The sequence below is a fragment of the Phytobacter palmae genome (genome assembly GCF_039409775.1).
In the GTDB taxonomy this organism is placed as follows: Bacteria; Pseudomonadota; Gammaproteobacteria; order Enterobacterales; family Enterobacteriaceae; genus Phytobacter; species Phytobacter palmae.
Map to the genome: position 1 here is coordinate 1 of NZ_JBCIVJ010000036.1, position 21,390 is coordinate 21,390.

Genomic DNA, 21,390 nt, shown 5'->3' on the forward strand with positions numbered 1-21,390 from the left:
GAAAAATTCAAAGCCCTTTCAGCAGCTTCTCAACATACGCCGGCACCACTTCACTGGCGAGGCCATAATGCTTCTCTTCGAACTCACTACCTACCTGACTTGGTTCAAGGTTCAACTCAACGGTATGTGCACCGTGCAGTTTAGCCTCATGGACAAAACCGGCCGCCGGATAGACATGGCCGGAGGTTCCAATCGCGATAAACACATCGGCCATCGCGAGCGCATGATAAATCTCATCCATCCCGAGCGGCATCTCACCAAACCAGACCACATGCGGGCGTAGCGGCGCGGGAAACTGGCAGCAATGGCACTTGTCTTCCGGGGTCACATCCTGTGTCCACGTCAGCACCTGCCCGCTCTGCGAGCAGCGTACTTTCAGCAATTCTCCGTGCATATGGATGATATGGTGATTTCCGGCGCGTTCATGCAGGTTGTCGATATTCTGCGTCACCAGTAAAAAACGATCGCCGAGGATATCTTCCAGCTTTGCCAGCGCCAGATGCGCCGGGTTTGGCGCAATCTCCGGTAGCTGTAGCTGCTGACGACGCGCATTATAGAAAGCCTGCACCAGCTGTGGGTTGCGGGCGAAACCTTCCGGCGTTGCCACGTCTTCCACATGGTGTTCTTCCCACAGACCATCCGCAGCACGGAAGGTGCGTATACCTGATTCCGCGGAGATCCCCGCCCCCGTTAGTACCACTACTCTCGGTTTTTCCATCACTTCCGGCACCACCTGGTCTCTGAAAAAAATCCGCTGGCGTAAGCGCTCACGCAAACGGCGTTTGTTACGGCGAAAACAGCTGAGACGATGTGACCGACGAGACTGCATATCATCCTCTCAGAATTAATCAGTAAGATGGAGGAAAGCGGCACCACGCATGCCGCCAGCATCGCCGTGGCGAGCACGTTCAATGCGGGGTATCCGGGCCACCGGCAACAAGTGTGGCGGTAAACGCGCCGCCAGCAACGACGTCAGGGCAGAAAAATTCGATAAGCCACCACCGATAACCAGTAAATCCGGATCCACTATCGTCAGGATATTCCCAAGACACACCGCCAGCAAATCAGCATAGCGCTCAACATGGGCTTTCGCCTGCGCATCGCCCTGCTCCCAACGCGCGATAATTTCCGGGGACGATAAGGAGTGATGGTAGTAATGTTGATACAGCCAGGCAAAACCGCGCCCGGAAAGATAGTTTTCGATACAGCCCAGTTTGCCGCAACCGCAGCGCGTGAGTGGAAAATCAAAACCCATCAGCGCCATAGCATCGACCGGCAGGCGAATATGGCCAAACTCACCGGTAATATAACTGCGTCCTTTGAGGGTCTGGCCGTTAGCGACAATGCCACCGCCAACCCCGGTCCCCAGGATAAGCCCCATCACAATCGGATACTGGCGAAACTCATCATCCCATGCTTCGGAAAGGGCAAAACAGTTGGCGTCATTATCAAGGCGGACATCACGCGCGAGTCTGGCGCTTAAATCCTTGCGCAGCGGTTGACCACTGGCGGCCGGAACATTGGCGGCATAGAGGGTGCCATCAGCAGTTTCCGGCATGCCCGGAATACCGATGCCGACACTGCCCTGTCCGCCAAAGCGTGCATCAGCTTCGGCAACCAGCTGAGTGATAGTCGTTAAAAATGTCTCATAATTCTCTTTCGGTGTGGCGACGCGCTTTTCCCATTGCAAACGACGGGTATCGTCAAATACCCCCAGCGCTATCTTGCTTCCGCCGATATCAAATCCGTAATACATCGCCTCTCCTTTTTTACTTCTTATTATTGTCCGCTCAATACCCTCGCCGGATCGATATTGCTTGCCCGGCGCGCCGGATACCAGCTTGCCAACAGACTCAGCACCAGAGCAGTAACCAATACATACACCACATCCAGTGCGTGTAACTCCGACGGTAGAAAATCGATAAAGTAGATATCGCCGGATAAAAATTGATGACCAATGAGCTTCTCAATGATGCGGATTATCGCGGTCAGTTGCAGTGACGCAACCACACCGATCACCGCGCCGATCACGCTTCCCAGCAGGCCGGCCAGCAAGCCGTACCAGACGAAAATCGCCCGGATCAGGCCATCTTTCGCCCCTAATGTGCGTAGCACGGCGATATCGCTGCTCTTATCTTTTACCGCCATGACCAGCGTGGAGACAATATTGAAACAGGCTACGCCAATCACCAGCACCATCGCCAGATACATAATGGCGCGGATCATCTGAATATCGCGATACATATAGCCGTACTTACCGATCCAGCTTTTAATATAGACATAGCTGTTGGTGACTTCACCAGCGCTTCGCACCAGCGTGTTCGCGTTAAAGACATCTTTCACCTTAATGGCAATGCCCGTAACGCTGCTGCCCATATCCAGATATTGCTGCGCATCTTCCATCGGGATCATCGCAAACGCATGGTCGAGCTGACCGCTCAATTGCAATACGCCGGTAATGTGTAGTCTGACGCGTTTTGGTTGCAACAGTTTGTGGTCGGTGTCGGAATTGGGGATCATTATCGAGATCCAATCGCCCTGTTTCACGTTCAGCGCATCCGCGACACCTTTACCAAGGATTATCTGCTGCTCACCGGGTTTAAAATTGCGCCAGGCGTCGGCCTGCACAAAATTGGGTAACGCGCTCAGACGGGATTCCTGTTCAGGGTTTACCCCTTTCACCTGAATCGCTCGCAAATTGGTGCCGCTCTCCACAAGGCCGGTGAAATTAATATAGGGTGCCGCGGCGACGATACCAGGCACTTTTTCCACTTTTGCCAGCGCGTCGTTCCAGTTATTCCACGGCTGATTCACCGGCTCGATTTCGCCATGCGGCACAACCGCCAGAATACGGTTATTGAGCTCGCGTTCGAAGCCGTTCATGGCACTGAGCCCCACGATCAACACCGCAACGCCAAGCGAAATACCCACCGTGGAGATGACGGAAATCAGCGAAACCATCCCGCTGCGGCGGCGGCCACGGCTAAAACGCAGGCCAATTAGTAATGACAGAGGAGACGCCATCACTCAGCCCCCATCAGGGTCATTTCAGTACTCAGGCGACCATCGCGCATCTCCAGCTGGCGGCTCATCCGTTTCGCCAGTTGCAGATCATGTGTGACCACCAGAAAAGCAGTGCCCTGCGACGCATTCAGTTCTCCCAGCAACTGGAAGATACTGTCCGCATTACGGGCATCCAGATTACCTGTCGGCTCATCTGCCAGCACCAGACGCGGGTTATTTACCAGCGCACGGGCAATGGCCACACGCTGACGCTCGCCGCCTGATAGCTCTGAGGGGCGATGGCTGGCGCGATGCTCAAGTCCCACCGCCCGCAGCATTTCCCGCGCCCGGACATCAATTTCTGCCGCTTTGTGCTTACCAATGAGCAGCGGCATAGCCACGTTTTCCAGCGCAGTAAAATCGGGCAGCAGGTGGTGAAACTGATAGATAAAACCCAGCTCGCGGTTGCGTAACTCCGCTTTCGCCGCAGAGGAGAGTTTACTCAGCTGTTGATTATCGAAGGTCACTTCGCCTGAAGTCGGGGTATCCAGTCCGCCCAACAGATGCAGGAGCGTACTTTTACCGGAACCGGAGCTGCCGACAATCGCCATCAGCTCACCTTCACCCACGCTAAAACTCACATCGTGCAATACGTCGGTTTGCACTTTCCCTTCCTGATAGCGTTTGCACAGGTTGTCGCATTGCAACAGGATTTTATTCATAACGTAAAGCCTCAGCGGGTTGAGTGGCGGCAGCGCGCCAGGAAGGATAAAGCGTAGAGAGCAGCGCGATGGCCATTGCCACCAGCGCAATAACAACAACCTGTAACGGCTCGATGGCCACTGGCAGTGCGGCGCCATCAAGGAACGCACCGATGACTGGCATCAGATTATTCAACTGGCTGGCCAGCAACGCGCCAAGCGCGGCTCCCAGCAGCGCGCCAATAATACCAGCACTTGCGCCCTGCACCATAAAGACCGCCATGATCTGACGCGGGGTCAATCCCTGGGTTTGCAGAATCGCCACCTCGCCCTGTTTTTCCATTACCATCAGGCCAAGGGAGGTAATAATATTGAAAGCCGCCACCGCAATAATCAGGCTTAGCAGCAGCCCCATCATATTTTTCTCCATACGTACGGCCTGGAATAGCTCACCTTTTCGCTCGCGCCAGTCTTGCCATTTGGTCCCTTTCGGCAGCGCCTGTTGGCTCAGAACATCGACCTGTAGAGGTGCATTCAGCCATAAACGCCAGCCGGTAATATTGCCTGCGGGATAGCGCATCAGACGAGACGCATCCTGAATATTGACCAGCATCTGGTAGTCATCCACTTCACTGCTGGCAGCGAAGGTCCCGACTACGGTAAACAGACGTTGGCTGGGCAAACGGCCCATCGGCGTAAACTGGCTGGCAGATGGCACCATGACGCGAATCTGATCGCCGCGGTTGACCCCAAGTTGCCCGGCAAGGCCTTCGCCGAGAATGACATTGTACTGCCCGGCTTCCAGTGAAGATTGCTGTACGTTGACCAGGTACGGGGTGAGCGGATCTTTTTGCGCCGGATCGATCCCCAGCATGACCCCCACAGCCACGCTGCGTGCACTCTGGAGAACGACATCGCCGGTACTCAATGGCGCAATACGATTTACGCCCTGCAAGTTGAGCGCGCTGGCAGGTAATTGCTCAGGGTTGATCGAGCCATTTTGCGCAGTAATGACCGCCTGCGGCATCAGCCCCAGGATATTATTTTGCAGTTCGCGCTCAAAGCCATTCATCACTGACAGCACAGTCACCAGCGCCATTACGCCAAGCGTGATGCCAATGGTCGACAGCCAGGAAACGAAACGACCGAAGCGGTCGGCTGCGCGCCCACGCATATAGCGCAGGCCGATAAAGAGAGTGACAGGCTGGTACATGAAATCCGTCTGGTTGCTGTTAGCAGACTCCGAAGTATATAAGCGAAAGCGTAGAGCGTAAATGAGTGAAACAGTAAGCGGACGTCTCAGAGGAGAGGAAAAAATCCGAGAAATCAAATTACTAGTTGCGCGACTTTTACGCGCTTCGCGTCCCGTAGCGGTATCGTTTTATGACTCACCGCCTGATATTTATCCGAAAAGGGAGGAAATACAGACTGTTTCCCATTACACCCCGCAGCGACGCCATCAGGATAAACGCCGAACTTTGTAATACAAACGGCGAAAGATGATGAAAAAAAAGACTCTATGGATAAATCAAATCAAGGGATTATGTATCTGTCTGGTAGTTATCTATCACTCGGTAATTACGTTTTACCCGCATCTCACCACATTTAGCCACGCGTGGTCAGAAACGCTCGCAAAGTGCTGGATCTACTTTAATCTTTACCTTGCCCCCTTCCGCATGCCAGTTTTCTTTTTTCTCTCAGGCTACCTGATTCGACGCTACATTGATGAGGTGACCTGGAAAGAGGCGATCGACAAGCGGATCTGGAGCATCTTTTATGTGCTTATACTTTGGGGCGTACTGCAATGGCTGGCGCTCAGCCACATCAATGACTGGCTGGCACCCACGCGCGATTTAAACGGTGCAGCTAACGCCGCCTATGCAGATACCCCCGCTGCGTTTATTAAAGGGATGCTCACCGCCAGTACCAGCCTGTGGTATCTCTACGCACTGGTGGTCTATTTTATTCTGTGCAAATTACTGAGCCGCTGGGCGCTTGCTGCGCTCGCCGCCATGGCGCTGCTCAGCGTAGCGATTAACTTTTTGGCCTCCCCCTGGTGGGGTATGAACAGCGTACTGCGCAACATGATCTATTACAGCATGGGGGCATGGTTTGGCGGCGCTATTCTGGATGCGATTCAACGTTTCTCTTTTCGTCGTTACGCTGTCTGGCTGGCTGGGGCGTTACTTGCTGCGGTGGCGCTATGGTTTTTAAATGTTCCCCTACCCCTTAGCCTGCTGTCGGTAGTGCTGATTTTGCGTCTGTTCCAGACGCTGGAAGAACGCATTGGTTCAGGCGAAAACGCTTTGCTGAATATTGTGGGCAGCAATACGCTTGCCATCTACACCACCCATCGCATTCTGATTGAAGCGCTCAGTCTGGCTTTGTTGACCCCGATGAATGACGGGCGCTGGTCACCCGCCTTCGAGCTGACCATCGTGTTACTTTATCCGTTCTGTAGTCTCGTTATCTGTACCCTGGCTGGCTTGTGTATACGGAAACTATCCTCGGCGATTTTTGCCGATCTGTTTTTCACTCCACCCGCAAAATTGACCACACCACTGCAAGCTCGATAAGCGCGAGTCTTGAGGTTGGCGAATAGTGCACAATCGCGGATAATAAAGGGATTGCGTATCAGTGATATGCCCCCATAACAAGGGGCATATCCATAAGAGACCCAGACTCTATCTATGCCTGAACAATACCGTTATTCTCTGCCCGCCAAAGCTGGCGAGCAACGCCAGCTTGGTGAACTGACTGGTGCTGCCTGCGCGACTGAAGTCGCGGAAATCATTGAGCGACATAAAGGCCCAGTAGTACTGATTACGCCGGATATGCAAAATGCCCTGCGTCTGCATGACGAAATCATTCAATTCACCGACAATCTGGTGATGAACCTTGCTGACTGGGAGACGCTGCCGTATGACAGCTTCTCGCCGCATCAGGAAATTATCTCCTCCCGTCTCTCCACACTCTACCAGTTGCCCTCTATGCAACGTGGTGTGCTGATTGTATCGGTGAATACATTGATGCAGCGCGTCTGCCCACACAGCTATTTACACGGGCACGCTTTGGTCATGAAAAAAGGTCAGCGTCTGTCCCGTGACGCGCTACGCGCACAGCTGGACAGCGCGGGGTATCGCCATGTTGATCAGGTTATGGAACACGGTGAGTATGCTACCCGTGGGGCGCTGCTGGATCTCTTCCCGATGGGCAGCGCGCAACCTTACCGCCTTGATTTCTTCGATGATGAAATTGACAGTCTTCGCCTGTTCGATGCGGACAGCCAGCGTACGCTGGAAGAGGTCGAGGCCATTAATTTACTGCCTGCACATGAATTTCCGACGGATAAAACCGCTATTGAGCTGTTTCGCAGCCAGTGGCGCGATAAATTCGACGTTAAGCGCGATGCCGAACATATCTATCAACAGGTGAGTAAAGGCACGTTGCCAACCGGTATTGAATACTGGCAGCCCCTGTTTTTCAGTGAGCCATTGCCGTCGTTGTTTAGCTATCTGCCGGACAATACGCTGCTCATCAACACGGGCGATCTGGAAAACAGCGCGGAACGCTTTAGCCAGGAGACCCGGGCGCGCTTCGAAAATCGTGGCGTGGACCCGATGCGTCCCTTGCTGGCGCCAGAATTGCTGTGGCTGCGGGTAGATGAACTGTTCAGCGAACTTAAACGCTGGCCGCGCGTACAACTCAAAACCGAAAACCTGGCGGATAAAGCCGCCAATGTGAACCTCGGTTATCGGACATTACCGGATCTGGCCGTTCAGGCACAGCAAAAAGCACCGCTGGATAACTTGCGCAAATTCCTTGAATCCTTTAGCGGGCCGGTCATATTTTCGGTCGAGAGTGAGGGGCGTCGCGAAGCGCTGGGAGAATTACTCTCACGCATCAAGGTTGCGCCGAAGCGCATAACCCGACTGGATGACGCGCAAGATGCCGGGCGCTATCTGATCATTGGTTCGGCTGAACATGGCTTTATCGACACGCTCCGTAACCGGGCGTTGATTTGTGAAAGCGATCTTCTGGGCGAGCGCGTTGCCCGCCGCCGCCAGGATACGCGCCGCACGATTAACCCCGATACGCTGATTCGCAACCTCGCTGAACTGCATCTTGGCCAGCCGGTGGTGCACCTGGAACATGGGGTTGGACGCTATGCGGGGATGACCACGCTTGAAGCGGGCGGCATTAAAGGCGAATACCTGATGCTGACTTATGCCGGGGATGCCAAACTCTACGTACCGGTGTCGTCGTTGCATCTGATTAGCCGCTATGCCGGAGGCGCAGAGGAGAATGCCCCGCTGCATAAACTGGGCGGCGATGCCTGGGCGCGTGCGCGGCAAAAAGCGGCTGAGAAAGTCAGGGATGTCGCAGCGGAATTGCTGGATATCTACGCCCAACGCGCGGCGAAGTCTGGTTTTGCCTTTAAGCACGATCGCGAACAGTACCAACTTTTCTGCGATAGCTTCCCGTTTGAAACCACGCCAGATCAGGCACAGGCCATTAACGCAGTGTTGAGTGACATGTGCCAGCCGCTGGCTATGGACCGCCTGGTCTGCGGCGATGTCGGCTTCGGTAAAACCGAAGTGGCAATGCGCGCCGCCTTCCTTGCCGTCGAAAATAACAAGCAGGTAGCTGTGCTGGTGCCCACTACCCTGCTCGCTCAACAGCATTTCGACAATTTCCGCGACCGCTTCGCCAACTGGCCAGTGCGTGTGGAGATGCTCTCACGTTTTCGCAGCGCAAAAGAGCAGACACAGGTGCTGGAGCAGGCGGCTGAGGGCAAAATCGATATTCTTATCGGTACCCATAAGCTGCTGCAAAACGACGTGAAGTGGAAAGACCTGGGACTTCTGATTGTCGATGAAGAACACCGCTTTGGCGTGCGTCATAAAGAGCGGATTAAAGCGATGCGAGCTGACGTTGATATCCTCACGCTCACTGCGACGCCAATTCCGCGTACCCTCAATATGGCCATGAGCGGTATGCGCGATCTGTCGATCATCGCAACGCCTCCCGCGCGCCGACTGGCTGTGAAAACATTCGTTCGTGAATACGACAGCCTGGTCGTGCGCGAGGCGATACTGCGTGAGGTTCTGCGTGGCGGGCAGGTTTACTACCTGTACAATGACGTCGAAAACATTCAGAAAGCTGCCGACAGACTGGCAGAACTGGTTCCGGAAGCGCGTATCGCCATCGGCCACGGGCAGATGCGTGAACGTGAACTGGAACGGGTCATGAATGATTTCCACCACCAACGTTTTAATGTGCTGGTCTGTACCACGATAATCGAGACCGGGATCGACATTCCGACGGCAAATACGATCATTATTGAACGTGCCGATCACTTTGGTCTGGCGCAGCTCCACCAGCTACGTGGGCGCGTGGGCCGTTCGCACCACCAGGCCTATGCCTGGTTACTGACGCCACATCCGAAAGCGATGACCACCGATGCGCAAAAACGCCTCGAAGCGATTGCCTCACTGGAAGATTTAGGCGCGGGTTTCGCCCTCGCCACCCACGATCTGGAAATCCGTGGGGCCGGCGAACTGTTGGGCGAAGATCAGAGCGGTTCAATGGAAACCATTGGCTTTTCGCTGTATATGGAGCTGCTGGAAAATGCGGTTGATGCCCTCAAAGCCGGACGTGAGCCATCGCTTGAAGATCTCACCAGCCAGCAAACGGAAGTCGAACTGCGCATGCCTTCCCTTTTGCCGGATGATTTTATTCCCGACGTCAATACTCGCCTCTCTTTCTACAAGCGCATTGCCAGTGCGAAGAGCGAAAACGAGCTCGATGAGATTAAAGTGGAGTTGATTGACCGCTTTGGTCTGCTGCCTGACGCCGCACGAAATCTGCTCGATATTGCGCGGCTGCGTCAACAGGCGCAGAAACTGGGGATCCGTAAGCTTGAAGGGAATGAAAAAGGCGGCACGATTGAGTTCAATGAAAAAAACCATGTGAATCCCGCATGGCTTATCGGCCTGTTGCAAAAACAGCCGAAACATTTCCGCCTCGATGGCCCGACACGCCTCAAATTCTTCCAGGAGTTGACGGAGCGTAAAACCCGCATGGATTGGGTGCGCAACTTCATGAAACAGCTGGAAGAAAACGCGATCGCATAATGCTCTGCGGGCCAGTTACCTGCGCTGGCCCGTTTATTTTCGTGAAATATTTACAAACATTTTGCACTCTTCCAGGACTTCCCGACATTCCCTCCCGCCATAATTCCATGATCGATACCTGACAAAATAACCTTATTATTTACATGGATTATAGTAATGCTTAATCACTCCCGTTTTGTCCTCTGGGCGATTTTCCTCACCGCCACGCTAGTCTTGCCGGCGAGCGCAAATACCTGGCCTTTACCACCCGATGGTAGCCGATTGGTGGGTGAAAACCGTTATCACGTAGTGGAAAATGATGGCGGCTCGCTGGAGGCGATTGCCAGGAAATACAATGTCGGTTTCCTGGCTCTGTTGCAGGCGAATCCCGGCGTCGACCCTTATGTTCCGCGCGCAGGAAATGTGCTGACGATCCCGCTGCAAACCCTGTTACCCGACGTGCCGCGAGAAGGTATTGTCATCAATCTGGCCGAACTGCGTCTCTATTATTACCCGCCGGGAAAAAACGAAGTAACCGTCTACCCTATCGGAATAGGACAACTGGGTGGCGATACATTGACGCCTACGATGGTAACGACCGTTTCCGATAAACGGGCTAATCCTACCTGGACGCCAACTGCAAATATTCGCGCGCGTTATAAAGCTCAGGGGATAGATTTACCGGCGGTTGTTCCTGCCGGGCCGGAGAACCCGATGGGCCACCATGCCATCCGTCTTGCCGCCTACGGTGGCGTCTATCTGATTCATGGAACTAACGCCGATTTTGGCATTGGTATGCGTGTGAGCTCTGGCTGTATTCGCCTGCGTGATAACGACATTGCCACCTTGTTCAGGGTTATCACCCCCGGTACGCGCGTGAATATTATCAATACGCCGATAAAAGCCTCGGTTGAACCCGACGGCACACGACTTGTAGAAGTTCATCAACCGCTGTCAAAATCCATTGACGACGACCCGAAGACACTACCGATTATGCTTGATGCCACTATGCAGGCCTTCAAAGACTCAACGCAAAGCGCAAGCGATGTGTTTGAACGTGCGATGGAAGTGCGTTCCGGCATGCCGGTCGATGTCACCCTCCACGGCGGTGTGCTGCAACAAAACCTTTAATTCCCGGGTAATAAAAAGGCCTCGCAGTTGCGAGGCCTTTTTTATGAGGGTTAATTCAGTGGCTTACTTATTTGTACAGCACTGCGGTGCCGTGCAGGATATCAGAACCGGTCACAGAGGTAATGCGGAAAGATTTTGCGCCCATCTCATCAGCTTTTTGAGCCAGTTGATCTTCAACGGAAGAGAGGTTGGCACCTGCAGAAGTACCAATGATACCGACTTGCTGCTGACCTGCCGGAGCAGACTGGACTTCAACAGCAGCGAAGCTTGCAAAAGAGAGTGAGCTCAGTACGGCAGCGGCAAACAGAGTTTTAACGTTTTTCATGATTTTGATCCTGTAGCAGATGAAAGAAGCGTCGTAAGTATTAACTTAACGATCGATAGACAAATGATAAGTGTGATCTGGGTCACGCGTCAACACATTTTAATAACGAACGTTAATTAAATTAATAAACTCATATTTATCATATAGATATAATTTATTAATTTGTGCTATTTTGCCTCTGGCGTCTGACAGCATTTATTTTTATAATGATTGTTCAACAAACCAACAAAGGTTGAACGGCACTATGACCAGTGAAGTCACTAGTATGAAAAAAAGCCGTGGCCGACCGAAAGTGTTCGACAGGGAAGTGGCGCTTGATAAGGCCATGGCATTATTCTGGCAACATGGCTACGAAGCCACGTCATTATCAGATCTCGTAGAGGCAACGGGCGCGAAAGCCCCTACGCTGTATGCGGAATTTACGAATAAAGAAGGCCTGTTCCGCGCAGTGCTGGATCGCTATATCTCGCTTTTTGCAGCAAAACATGAAGCCCAGCTGTTATGCGACGATAAACCGCTGGCGCAGGCATTAACAGATTACTTCACGGCGGTGACAAACTGCTTTACCAGCACAGATACTCCGGCTGGCTGTTTTCTGATTAATACTTCCGCGACGCTGGCCGCATCGTCGCAGGCGATTGCGGAGACCATTAAGTCACGCCATGCGCAGCAGGAACAGATGTTGCTCAAATTTTTGTTACAACGTCAGCAGCGAGGGGAAATTCCCTCTCATGCAAATGTTCAGGAACTGGCGCAGTTTTTAAGCTGTATTTTGCAGGGGATGTCTATCAGCGCCCGGGAAGGGGCAAGCCGTGAGAAATTACTGCAAATTTCCGCAACGACATTACGTTTGTGGCCACAACTGACCACCTCCTGATTCGTCTCCATTAGCAATAATTATCGTTTTCACCTATTATATTAATAGGTGAAAACATCATGCCATTTTTGCCGCTTTGCTAAGATTAAACAGTAATTATTTCGCTGCTAACCATTAGTCGAAAAAGAACGATAAACGTCAGGATGACGACAAAGCGAACAGTTTGCTCTCCCCTGCACAACATTATTGTATCTATGGAATTTGGCCACTTTTGCTGACTATTCACATTCAGAAGGAAAATGGAGATGATTTTGCTATTACCATTACTTAAAGTGCTAATAGTAATTACATTGTTATTTGGACTCTGGGTTGTATGTGGTGGTTCTGTGTTATTCGCTTTTATCTCGGTTGTCATTACCGGCTTTCTGCTCTATCGGCAACAAGATCTTATCTGAATCCCCCAAATCGCCTGTAAAAAAGGCTCCTCAGCCTGAGCAATTGAGGAGCCAATGGGTACAGTACTGCTATTTTAGGCTTTGTTATTCAAAATAAGCTGACCGTTGTCATCCAGTGGGATCTGGGTGCCAGGATCTTTATCCATGCGGATTTTCCCTTGCTGGTCGCCAATTTTATAGGTGACGTCATACCCCAGCATTTTTTCCGATTTGTCATACACCGTTTTACAACGTTGCTCAGTCGTGGTGTAAGTGTCTCTTGCCTGCATTTCGCCCTGGACCTGATTACCGGCGTAGCCACCGCCCAGCGCGCCGACGACCGTAGCAACATCGCGACCACGACCACCGCCGAACTGATGACCGATCACCCCACCAGCAACAGCACCCAGTACTGAACCGGTCAGGCGATTTTCATCCTGAACCGGACGGCGATGCGTCAGCGTGACATTACGACACTCCTGACGCGGTGTTTTAATGGATTCTTTGATTGGCGTGGCGGAAACCACCTGCGCATACTGCGGCCCGCGATTGAAGACATTCATACTTGCAACCGCTGCGACACCCAGAGCAGCGGCCACGCCAATACCGATACCCGCTAACATTGACTTATTCACAGGATTTCCTCCCTGGTTTGCTATTCGTAACAATTTTGCAACTTGGGAGGATACTAAGCCAATCGGAATGAGCGGAAAAAAAGTGAAATAAGGCAGGGGAATGACATGATTCGGAGTTATCCGAGCATATACTGGCGATATGACAGAATGATGTACTGCTCTCCTGAAATGTGACACAGGAGAGCAGCGGGCCCTCTTAGTGCAGCTTCAGGCGCGGGCGAATCACACGGTTAATACTGCCGACCAACATCATTAGTCCCGTCTTGAAGTAACCATGCAGCGCAATCTGGTGCATACGATACAGTGAGATATAAACAAAGCGCGCAATACGCCCTTCAATCATCATTGATCCGCGCATCAGGTTACCCATCAGGCTACCCACGGTGGAGAAGTTGGAGAGTGAGACCAGCGAACCATGATCTTTATAGACATAGGGCTTCGTTGGTTTACCTTTCATCTGCGCAAGGATGTTATGCAGCGCGAGGGTGGCCATCTGGTGTGCAGCCTGAGCGCGCGGTGGCACAAAGCCCCCCTCAGGACGAGCACATGAGGCGCAGTCGCCAATGGCATAAATATCCGCATCACGTGTAGTTTGCAGGGTCGGCTCAACCACCAGCTGGTTGATACGGTTCGTTTCCAGACCGCCAATCTCTTTCATAAAGTCCGGCGCTTTAATACCCGCCGCCCAGACCATCAGATCGGCTTTAATGTATTCACCTTCTTTGGTATGAAGACCGCCTTCATCGGCGCTGGTAACCATCGTCTGAGTCAGAACGCGCACACCCATTTTGGTCAGTTCATTGTGCGCTGCCCCGGAAATACGTGGCGGCAGTGCGGGCAGAATGCGTTCGCCTGCTTCCACCAGAGTGACGTTCAGCGCTTCATTGGTCAGCCCTTTATAACCGTAACTGTGTAGCTGTTTCACCGCGTTATGTAGCTCGGCGGACAGCTCTACACCCGTAGCCCCACCGCCAACGATAGCGATGTTCACTTTGCCGTTCGCCCCCAGGCTGGCAGAGTATTTCAGGAACAGGTTCAGCATCTCCTGGTGGAAACGGCGCGCCTGATGCGGATTATCGAGGAAAATGCAGTGCTCTTTTACGCCTGGGGTATTGAAGTCATTTGACGTACTGCCTAACGCCATCACCAGTGTGTCGTACGCCAGCTTACGTTCAGGAACCAGCAGTTCACCTTTCTCGTCACGCAACTCCGCCAGGGTAATAGTCTTCGCTTCACGATTGATATCAACCACGGAGCCCAACTGGAACTGGAAATGGTGATTCCGGGCATGCGCCAGGTAGCTCAGCGCATCGACGCCTTCATCCAGCGATCCTGTTGCCACTTCGTGCAGCAACGGTTTCCACAGGTGGCTATGGTTGCGATCCACCAGCGTAACCTTTGCTTTCTTACCGCGGCCCAATTTTTTACCCAACTGTGTCGCCAGTTCAAGCCCGCCGGCACCACCGCCAACAATCACAATTTTCTTCAATGGTGTAGTCAACGTGACCCCCTCAAAATTATTAACCAATTGTTAATTAAAAGTTATAAACATAACTCTTAATTAACAACAAGTTACATCACGAAAACCAAATTATGTCAGTGAGAATAACATGAACGGTGCATTGGTCATACCAAAATTGATATGCATCAAGTTTTGATGCCTAAAAGATGAACAAGTGTAGCTGCTATGAAACAAGCTGGTCGAAAACGTGAGCTAAAACCTGTGAGTGAAGGGAACAAAAAAAGCCCGACGGGTGTCGGGCTGAGAGGATTAACCAAGTGTTTTAAAAGCCTTAATTCGCTGCAGGTGCGGCGAGATATTTTTAAATTTGTGCGTCTGCTCTTCGTCCCAGACAATTTCATAGTAATGGTGCAGAACATCAGACGAACGTTGACTATCCAGCGCTTCATCCCGGCGAGAGAGGATTGCCAGGCAACGATCGCGATTTTTCTCGCGAAAATTCGACACACATTTTGTGGCAATGTCGAGGTACTCTTCCGGTCGGTCGATCTTGCCTTCCATGTTCTCAAAGGGGAACAGGTTAGGATTGAACATGACCTGCCGAATGTCGCACAGGAAACCAATGCGCTCCGCCCAGTATCCTCCCAGCCCCACGCCGCAAATGAGCGGCCGTTCATCCACGTTGAGCTGCAGCATTTTGTCCACCTCTTTTAACAAATGCTGCATATCATGCTTCGGATGACGCGTGCTGTAACTGATCAACCGGACATCCGGGTCGATAAATTGCAGTTGCAGTACCTTCTCATGATTTCCCGGACTGTTTGAGTCAAAACCGTGCAAATAGATGATCATTGTATCCTCACCCTACTCCAGTGCCCCGCCCGCAAAGGCTCACTGAGCCGCTTTGTGCTCCTGCCACCGCGCGTGAAGTTGCTCCAGTTCACGGTTGACGGCCTTCCAGCGTACAGAACTCAGCAATTCCTGACGGGAAAATGAACCTTTATGATACAATTTCGTAACACGCTCTGCTTTGATCGGCGACAGGTTATCCAATACACTCACTGCGCCCTTACGATTATTACAGACCAGGATCATATCGCAACCTGCGTCCAGCGATGCCTGGCCACGCTCGGCATAGCTACCCATGATTGCCGCGCCTTCCATCGATAAATCGTCGGAAAAAATCACGCCATCGAAATTGAGCTCGCCGCGCAGCACGGTTTTCAGCCAGTAGGGCGAGCCGCTGGCAGGGCGAGAGTCCACATCCGTATAAATAACGTGCGCAGGCATGATCGCATCCAGCTTGCCCTGTTCTATCAGCGTGCGGAACACCGCCATATCCTTGCTGCGAATCTCCGTGTGAGCACGCGGATCTCGTGGAGTCTCTTTATGTGAATCGGCCGTCACGGCGCCGTGCCCCGGGAAATGCTTACCGGTGGTTTTCATGCCCGCACTGTGCATGCCATCGATAAAACGCCCTGCGATGGAGAGCGCTTTTACCGGATCCTCGTGATAGGAGCGTTCGCCAATCGCGGCGCTGATATGTCCCACATCAAGCACGGGCGCGAAACTGATGTCGATATCCATCGCGATCATCTCGCTTGCCATCAGCCAGCCCGCCTCTTCTGCCACTCTGCCGCCCTCTTCCATCCCCAGCAAGGCCGCAAAGGATTGGGCTGCCGGCAGGTGGGTAAAACCTTCACGAAAGCGCTGAACCCGACCACCTTCCTGATCGACAGCGACCACAAGGCGATGACGTGATGCGGCACGAATCTGGCGGACCAGTTCGCGCAACTGCGCCGGATCGTGATAATTGCGGGTAAACAGAATCAGGCCCCCCACCAGCGGATGCGCCAGAATTTCGCGCTCTTCCGCATCCAGTTCGTAGCCTTGCACATCTAACATGACCGGACCCACACTCATCTCTCTTTTCCTTTCATCTTTAACTGGCGCCATGCGGCATCAGCCAGCGTTATAAATTGTCTATCGCCCGTCTGCTGCCAGCGGCATTCAAACCAGCCCGCCATCAGCATCGCTATCCACGGACGCCAGCGCAGGACCTGACGCCATAAACGCGTTTCATCCAGCATGGCGCAACGTGCATATTCAGCCACCAGTTCACGCCGCTGATGCTCGCTCCCGGTCCAGACGCCTGCCAGTTCCATCGCGATATCACCATCACCGGCATACTCCCAGTCGATCAAACGTAGCCCGTCATGGCTGTGCACCAGGTTGCCCGCATGAACATCCATATGTAATGGAGCCAGCCGCAAGGGTACCGGCTCGCCCTCTTTCCTGCGTAATTTTAATTGCTGCAGCCAGAATAATGTACGGCGTGACGGCAAACACTGCTGCCAGTACGCCTCCAGCAAAGGCAGCAGGTTAAGACGCCAGCCAAAGGGGGCGCAGCGATGCAGATCATACAGTAAGACCGCCAGGTTATGGCTGGCCGGCAAACTGCTTTGCAGGACGCCAGGAATATAGTCAATGACCATCCACCCTTTACCGAAGAAGCGTGGTTGCGGCGCAATGCGGCGCGGTAATCGTTTAAGCGCGCGATACTGACGCAAAAAGGGTGACGATGCCGCCTGGTGCTGCTGACGTAAAATCAGGCAGTGATGGCCGTTACTGATAAGACAACTCCCGCCACTCAGGCCAGTAACCTGACCGTCGACGGGAGCATAATGCGGGAAATAGCGTGACAGCAGCGCGTCACGCGTAAGATTATTGTTGCTGAACCGCACCTTTACCCGACCAGACAATTTCGCCAGTCTGCACCAGCATGAGTTGCATTTGCAGTGTCGGCGCGTTGGCGTTGCCTGTCGCGCTGGAATACAGCACGTACTGGGCTCCTACATTGCGGGCAATACCAATAGCTTTGCTGCGCGTACCGAGACTATCCTGCGGCGACAGGCCCAGTTGCTGCTTGGCAATTGCCAGCTGTTGCGCCGAAACCAGGGTAAATTTGCCATTGTTGGTCAACGCGTTACGCAGGGTTTCGGTCGCTTCACTGGTTTTCACCGAACCGTTAGTCCGGTTGTTCACGCTGTCAACGAGCAGAACGTTACCTGCTGAGGCTCCGCTCGCCTGCAACATTTTACCCATCATCGGCTGTACGGCGCTGTTCCAGTCGTAGTGACGTTCACGCGGTGTCGGCTGTGTCGTTTGATCAGGATGTTCGATTGGCCCTGGTTGCTCCGGGATCGACGGCACAGACGGCACCGTCGGTACTGGTTGCGACGGCTGTGGTTGCGGCGGAACAGGCTGCTGCGGCGTTGGATTCGCTTGTTCAACCGGCGCGGGTTCTTGCTCGCCACGGGTAATACACCCAGAAAGGATAACCGCTACTGTGGTCAGTAGCGCGAAACGTCCTAATGTTTTAATCAATTTTCACCCCTTATAGATAGAGATAAAGTCTGACCTTGTGCGCACCCAGGAAATTTGCATTTCCATAAAGTGTGACAGCGGAGTGCGCCGGGATCGTGACCCTACGCGGTTCTTCGAGCGGGTGCATTTCCAGGCCTCTGGCGTCGTACCAGTAAAAACGGTAATTGATGGTTACCGGCTGCGCGCGTTCATTGAACAGACGAGACGAAGCAGAGGGCTGGATTTCTTGCGTGCTCAGCGTGGGGGATTCAGCGGTAATACCTGCGGCCAGAACATTGGCTTCCATCACCAGCGTTTGATCGTTAGCCACCGGGATCGCAGGACGCGAGCCACAACCGACTAATGTCAGGGCTGTCACCAGAAGTGCAACGCGTCCGTTGATCATATCACTCGCCTTTATGTGCCAGCATTGGGCCTAAGGGGCGACCACCCAACAGATGCATATGGATATGCCAGACTTCCTGTCCACCGTGACGGTTACAGTTCATGATCAGGCGATAACCATCTTCCGCAATCCCCTCAGCGCGGGCAATTTTCGCCGCTACGGTCATCATACGCCCCATAGCCTGTTCATGCGCTTCGGTAATATCATTAGCCGTTGGAATGAGGATATTTGGCACAATCAGTACATGCGTTGGCGCCTGAGGAGAGATATCACGGAAAGCGGTAACTAATTCATCCTGATAGACGATGTCCGACGGAATTTCACGACGGATAATCTTACTGAAAATGGTTTCTTCGGCCATGACGTTTTCCTTGTTTATACGCGCGGGCGAAACCGCCCCATCACGAGATACAGTGTAGAGTATGAGCGAGATTCTTCGGCTGTTTCAACTATAACGCTCTTTTTCTTCAAGATTTCACCACCAGCTGGTGGCGTTATAACCAACCCCTACGTATAAGCCCTTTAAATCACTTACTCAGACATGAATATTACATCTGTTTACATTGCAATTTTGAATGCGTATATTTCGCATTTGCATTTTCATGCGCATTTATTAATTGAAAATACAAAACAGACCGGGCGCTGACAACGTATCGCGAACCGGACGATCCTGTTAACACACCATTAAGGGTTAATAATGTCTTTCGCCATTAACGCCGGGAATGATCAGCATTCACTTGCCTGTGCGCCATCATTACTGGCTGTTTGTATTGGTTTTGCGTTAACACCAGCCACAAGTTTCGCGGTGACCACATCCGGTGATGATGAAACCATCATCGTTGAAAGCGCCTCTGGCGATCAAAGTGATACCCATCAGGCTCAGGATTACAGCGTTCAAACCACTACCACCGGGACAAAGTTGCTGCTCGTGCCACGTGATATACCGCAATCGGTAAGCGTTATCAGCCAGCAGCGTATGCAGGATCAGAACCTGAACTCTATCGGGCAGGTATTGAGTAATACAACCGGTGTCACTGCTCAGGTACAGGACAGCGATCGCACCGTGTTTTATTCACGTGGCTTCTTTGTCAACAACTACGCTTATGACGATCTCCCGACCTCGATCAGTGAAGTCTGGAACTTCGGTGATACTGCCGCCGATACCGCTATCTATGACCGTATCGAAGTAGTGCGTGGCGCGACGGGTTTGATGTCCGGCACTGGCAACCCGGCGGCCTATGTCAATATGGTGCGTAAACATGCGGATAGCACCGAATTTAAAGGTGACGTCTCAGCTACCTACGGGAGCTGGGATAAACAACGTTATGTCCTTGATCTGCAGGCACCACTGAGCGAATCGGGGAAAGTGCGTGGCCGCCTCATCACCGGTTACCAGGATAATGACAGTTGGGTCGATACCTACCACTATCGCAAGAAATTTATCTACGGTGTCGTTGATGCTGATGTCACCGACAACACTACCTTATCGCTGGGATATGAATATCAGGAAAGCCAGACCGACAGCCCTACCTGGGGCGGCCTGCCCACCTGGTACGCCGATGGCAGCAAAGCGAAATATGATCGCAGCACAACTGTGGCGCCGAACTGGGCCTATTCCGATAAAGACAACACTAAAGTGTTCGCGAACCTGACACAGCGCTTTGGCAACGGCTGGGAAGCGCACGTTAATGGTATGCATGCGCAAACCAATTTCGATACCAAAATGATGTATATGTACGGTTATCCGGATGAAGCCACAGGCCAGGGAATGGTCGGTTACGGTGGCTGGAACCGTGGTGAGCGTAAACAGGATGCCATTGACGCCTTCATGCGTGGCGGTTTTGACCTGTTTGGCCGACAGCATGAACTGATGTTCGGCACCAGCTACAGTCGCCAGCGCAACCACTATGACAATTCCCTGCCGGACACCCCAGGCACGATGATCGATGTAGGCTCATTCAAGAGTGGCTGGAACGGTAATATTGCCGACCCGGCATGGACGCCATGGGCGCTGTATAGTAAGGATGACATTCGTCAGTCTTCTGCTTATACCTCGGCACGTTTCTCGCTGGCCGATCCGCTGCGTCTGATCCTCGGCGCACGTTATACCGAATACAATATTCGTTATAACCCCTCGGGCGCGCCTTCAACCCGACTGGAAAGCACCAAAGACGATATCACACCGTATGCAGGTCTGATATATGACATCAATGAAGACTGGTCCGCATACGCCAGCTATACCGAGATCTTCCAGCCGCAGGACAAACGTGATGCGTCCGGGCGCTATCTTGATCCCACTACGGGTAAGAGTTATGAAGCCGGGGTAAAAGCAGACTGGTTCAGCTCCCGCCTGACAACCTCCATTGCCGTGTTCCGTATTGAGCAAGACGGTGTTGCCAGCAATACTTACACTTACATGCCAGACGGGGAGTCTATCTATGAATCTCTCGATGGCGTCGTCAGTAAAGGTATAGAGTTTGAACTCAATGGTGCGCTGACCGATAACTGGCAATTAACTTTCGGCGCGACTCGCTTTATTGCCGAAGACAAACAGGGCCAGGCCGTCAGCTCCGATCAGCCGCGCACGACCATGAAGATGTTCACCCGCTATCAGTTACCGACACTGCCTGAGCTGACAATCGGCGGCGGAGTAAACTGGCAGAACAAAGTCTGGACCGACGTGTCGGACACCCAGCGCGCAGAACAAGGCAGCTACGCACTGGTTAATCTATTTGGTCGCTATCAGGTCACCAAAGCTTTCGCCATCCAGGCAAACCTGAACAATGTGTTTGACCGTGAGTATTACGATTATGTCGGTAGCTATACCGTCTACGGCGCACCGCGTAATTTTTCCCTCAGCGCTAGTTATAACTTCTGATGGTCGTATTCGGATGCTAACCCCTGCCCGTTAGTTCGCTGACGGGCTTTTTATTGCAATATCTCCAGCTTCTGCCGTTAGTCTTATTTCACTTGCCCTTAAATGTAAAAAAGGCA

Annotated in this window: 19 protein-coding genes; 5 read left to right on the forward strand and 14 right to left on the reverse strand. The window is 52.6% G+C overall.

Annotated features, from left to right (window positions below; genetic code table 11):
* Window positions 1–7: 7 nt before the first annotated feature.
* Genes cobB through lolC form a run of 5 tightly spaced genes read right to left on the reverse strand, consistent with a single transcriptional unit; the run spans window position 8 to window position 4,917 of the window.
* Complete coding sequence (cobB, locus tag AAIG39_RS24145) at window positions 8–829, reverse strand: Sir2 family NAD+-dependent deacetylase (protein WP_090087874.1); 822 nt, start codon at window positions 827–829, stop codon at window positions 8–10.
* A 15-nt stretch (window positions 830–844) separates the two neighbouring features.
* Entirely contained in the window at window positions 845–1,756 is a 912-nt protein-coding gene (gene nagK / locus AAIG39_RS24150) for an N-acetylglucosamine kinase (protein ID WP_090087876.1), read from the reverse strand.
* A 23-nt stretch (window positions 1,757–1,779) separates the two neighbouring features.
* Window positions 1,780–3,024: a lipoprotein-releasing ABC transporter permease subunit LolE gene (gene lolE, locus AAIG39_RS24155; protein ID WP_343194918.1), complete on the reverse strand. Its 1,245-nt coding sequence runs from the start codon at window positions 3,022–3,024 to the stop codon at window positions 1,780–1,782.
* Window positions 3,024–3,725 (reverse strand): lipoprotein-releasing ABC transporter ATP-binding protein LolD, encoded by a 702-nt coding sequence (lolD, locus tag AAIG39_RS24160; RefSeq protein ID WP_047369881.1) that lies wholly within the window; start codon window positions 3,723–3,725, stop codon window positions 3,024–3,026. Before lolD ends, lolE begins: the two co-directional genes overlap by 1 nt.
* Entirely contained in the window at window positions 3,718–4,917 is a 1,200-nt protein-coding gene (gene lolC / locus AAIG39_RS24165) for a lipoprotein-releasing ABC transporter permease subunit LolC (RefSeq protein WP_343194919.1), read from the reverse strand. Before lolC ends, lolD begins: the two co-directional genes overlap by 8 nt.
* Before the next feature lie 289 nt (window positions 4,918–5,206).
* Between lolC and AAIG39_RS24170 the strand changes: the two genes are divergently transcribed.
* The 3 genes from AAIG39_RS24170 (at window position 5,207) to ldtC (ending at window position 10,951) form a co-directional block, all read left to right on the forward strand.
* A complete protein-coding gene (locus tag AAIG39_RS24170) occupies window positions 5,207–6,280 on the forward strand; it encodes an acyltransferase family protein (RefSeq protein WP_249572199.1) in 1,074 nt (357 codons plus the stop codon).
* A gap of 114 nt (window positions 6,281–6,394) precedes the next feature.
* Window positions 6,395–9,841, forward strand: a complete 3,447-nt coding sequence (gene mfd / locus AAIG39_RS24175) for a transcription-repair coupling factor (protein ID WP_249572188.1) — start codon at window positions 6,395–6,397, stop codon at window positions 9,839–9,841.
* A gap of 156 nt (window positions 9,842–9,997) precedes the next feature.
* Window positions 9,998–10,951 carry a L,D-transpeptidase LdtC gene (ldtC, locus tag AAIG39_RS24180; RefSeq protein ID WP_249572187.1) on the forward strand — a complete coding sequence of 318 codons (954 nt, stop codon included), beginning with the start codon at window positions 9,998–10,000 and terminating at the stop codon, window positions 10,949–10,951.
* A gap of 67 nt (window positions 10,952–11,018) precedes the next feature.
* On the opposite strand, the gene bhsA is transcribed toward ldtC, so the two are convergent.
* Window positions 11,019–11,276 (reverse strand): multiple stress resistance protein BhsA, encoded by a 258-nt coding sequence (bhsA, locus tag AAIG39_RS24185; RefSeq protein WP_343194920.1) that lies wholly within the window; start codon window positions 11,274–11,276, stop codon window positions 11,019–11,021.
* Between the two features lie 244 nt (window positions 11,277–11,520).
* Here bhsA and AAIG39_RS24190 point away from each other — a divergent pair, with 244 nt between their 5' ends.
* Complete coding sequence (locus tag AAIG39_RS24190; protein WP_249572185.1) at window positions 11,521–12,153, forward strand: TetR/AcrR family transcriptional regulator; 633 nt, start codon at window positions 11,521–11,523, stop codon at window positions 12,151–12,153.
* A 469-nt stretch (window positions 12,154–12,622) separates the two neighbouring features.
* Here AAIG39_RS24190 and AAIG39_RS24195 read toward each other — a convergent pair whose 3' ends face one another.
* The 8 genes from AAIG39_RS24195 to hinT form a co-directional block, all read right to left on the reverse strand.
* On the reverse strand, window positions 12,623–13,162 hold the full coding sequence (locus tag AAIG39_RS24195; RefSeq protein WP_090087888.1) for a glycine zipper 2TM domain-containing protein: 540 nt from the start codon (window positions 13,160–13,162) through the stop codon (window positions 12,623–12,625).
* Window positions 13,163–13,358: 196 nt separating this feature from the next.
* Window positions 13,359–14,663: an NAD(P)/FAD-dependent oxidoreductase gene (locus tag AAIG39_RS24200; RefSeq protein WP_249572183.1), complete on the reverse strand. Its 1,305-nt coding sequence runs from the start codon at window positions 14,661–14,663 to the stop codon at window positions 13,359–13,361.
* A 270-nt stretch (window positions 14,664–14,933) separates the two neighbouring features.
* Window positions 14,934–15,476: an alpha/beta hydrolase YcfP gene (gene ycfP, locus AAIG39_RS24205; RefSeq protein WP_041851713.1), complete on the reverse strand. Its 543-nt coding sequence runs from the start codon at window positions 15,474–15,476 to the stop codon at window positions 14,934–14,936.
* A 39-nt stretch (window positions 15,477–15,515) separates the two neighbouring features.
* The gene (nagZ, locus tag AAIG39_RS24210) at window positions 15,516–16,541 is read right to left on the reverse strand and encodes a beta-N-acetylhexosaminidase (protein ID WP_090088003.1); all 1,026 of its coding nucleotides are present in this window, start codon (window positions 16,539–16,541) and stop codon (window positions 15,516–15,518) included.
* 2 nt (window positions 16,542–16,543) lie between these two features.
* Complete coding sequence (thiK, locus tag AAIG39_RS24215; RefSeq protein ID WP_343194921.1) at window positions 16,544–17,368, reverse strand: thiamine kinase; 825 nt, start codon at window positions 17,366–17,368, stop codon at window positions 16,544–16,546.
* Entirely contained in the window at window positions 17,349–18,011 is a 663-nt protein-coding gene (gene lpoB / locus AAIG39_RS24220; RefSeq protein WP_343194922.1) for a penicillin-binding protein activator LpoB, read from the reverse strand. The genes thiK and lpoB overlap by 20 nt, the downstream gene beginning before the upstream one ends.
* 10 nt (window positions 18,012–18,021) lie before the next feature.
* Window positions 18,022–18,396: a YcfL family putative periplasmic lipoprotein gene (locus tag AAIG39_RS24225; protein ID WP_090087895.1), complete on the reverse strand. Its 375-nt coding sequence runs from the start codon at window positions 18,394–18,396 to the stop codon at window positions 18,022–18,024.
* A gap of 1 nt (window position 18,397) precedes the next feature.
* Complete coding sequence (hinT, locus tag AAIG39_RS24230) at window positions 18,398–18,757, reverse strand: purine nucleoside phosphoramidase (protein WP_090087896.1); 360 nt, start codon at window positions 18,755–18,757, stop codon at window positions 18,398–18,400.
* A gap of 336 nt (window positions 18,758–19,093) precedes the next feature.
* Here hinT and fhuE point away from each other — a divergent pair, with 336 nt between their 5' ends.
* On the forward strand, window positions 19,094–21,274 hold the full coding sequence (fhuE, locus tag AAIG39_RS24235; protein WP_343194923.1) for a ferric-rhodotorulic acid/ferric-coprogen receptor FhuE: 2,181 nt from the start codon (window positions 19,094–19,096) through the stop codon (window positions 21,272–21,274).
* The last annotated feature ends 116 nt before the right edge of the window (window positions 21,275–21,390 follow it).